Here is a 1,474-nt window from a genome sequence, read left to right on the forward strand (position 1 = left end):
AACACGATTGCCAAGCCGAGGCGGAAGGCGTGGATATGGCGGCGATAGCGGTAGCGTTCGTAGGCGTTGAGCCAGCGTTCGGAAAAATGGAGGCGTTCGGATTGGGCAGGCATGTTGTAAGACGTATGGGTATGTGGGGATGTAAATTATAACTGATTGGTAAAGCAGATGAAATTTGAACTGTTCCCCAATGGTTTGAACTATTGCAGAATTTCTCTATCGCAAGCGGATATAATGGCGGCTTTGAATCAGACAGGCGGTGAAGAAATGGCGACGGTTTTAAGCGCAGGCGTGGACGAAGCGGGACGCGGCCCTTTGGTCGGCAGCGTATTTGCAGCGGCAGTGATTTTGCCGGAACATTTTGACCTGCCGGGTTTGACCGACTCAAAAAAACTGAGCGAAAAAAAGCGCGATATGTTGGCGCAGATGATTAAGGAACAGGCGGTTGCGTGGAGCATTGCCTTTGCCGACCCCGACGAAATCCTGCAACTGAACATCCTGCACGCAACCATGGCCGCGATGAAGCGCGCAGTCGAGGGGCTGTCGGTTGTGCCCGATAAAGTGTGGATAGACGGCAACCGCGTGCCGAAAGATTTGAATATCCCTGCCGAACCCGTGGTCAAAGGCGACAGCAAAATCATCGAAATCTCTGCCGCTTCTGTTTTGGCCAAAACCGCGCGTGATGCGGAAATGTATGAATTGGCGAAACGCTATCCGCAATACGGGTTTGACCGCCACAAAGGCTACGGCACGGCGCAACATTTGGCCGCGTTGAAACAATACGGCGTATTGCCGGAACACCGCCGCGATTTCGCACCGGTCAAAACCTTATTGGCACAAGGCAATCTGTTTGAAGAATGAAAGCATAGCAAAAGGCCGTCTGAAAGATTTCAGACGGCCTTATTTTTGGAAAAGTATTATTTCAACGCAGCCAAACACTCTTTAATCAACTCAGGGCCGCGATAAATCAAACCGCTGTACACCTGCACCGCACTGGCGCCCAAGCGGATTTTTTCTGCCGCGTCCGCGCCGTTCATAATGCCGCCGACGCCGATAATCGGCAGTTTGCCGTCAATACGTTCTGCCAAAAGTTTCAACACCTGATTGCTTTTCTCACGTACGGGCAAGCCGCTCAAGCCGCCTTGTTCGCCTGCGAGCGGATGGCTGCCCAAGCTTGATTTGTCGACGGTTGTGTTGGTGGCGATGATGCCGTCCATTTCTACGGATTTGACCACATGGGCGATGTCGTCGATTTGCGCTTCGTCCAAATCCGGCGCGATTTTGACCGCCAGCGGCACATATTTACCATGCGCGGCTGCCAGTTGCGCCTGTTTGTTTTTCAAGGCTTCCAACAATGCGCTCAATTCGTCGCCGCCTTGCAAAGCGCGCAGGTTTTTCGTATTGGGGGAGGAAATATTGACCGTGATGTAGCTCGCGTGGGGGTAGGCTTTTTCCAAGCAAATCAGATAATCGT

The 1,474-nt window shown here is 52.4% G+C and carries 2 protein-coding genes; one reads left to right on the forward strand and one right to left on the reverse strand.

Features of this window, described 5'->3' with window-relative positions; all coding sequences use genetic code 11:
- Window positions 1–267: 267 nt before the first annotated feature.
- Entirely contained in the window at window positions 268–861 is a 594-nt protein-coding gene (gene rnhB, locus ACTHUT_RS20505) for a ribonuclease HII (protein WP_167480345.1), read from the forward strand.
- Window positions 862–917: 56 nt separating this feature from the next.
- On the opposite strand, the gene pyrD is transcribed toward rnhB, so the two are convergent.
- Window positions 918–1,474: dihydroorotate dehydrogenase (quinone) (gene pyrD, locus ACTHUT_RS20510; RefSeq protein ID WP_440419645.1), on the reverse strand; the 557-nt coding region annotated here is incomplete at its 5' end.

Source organism: Neisseria sp. P0022.S010, assembly GCF_051956635.1.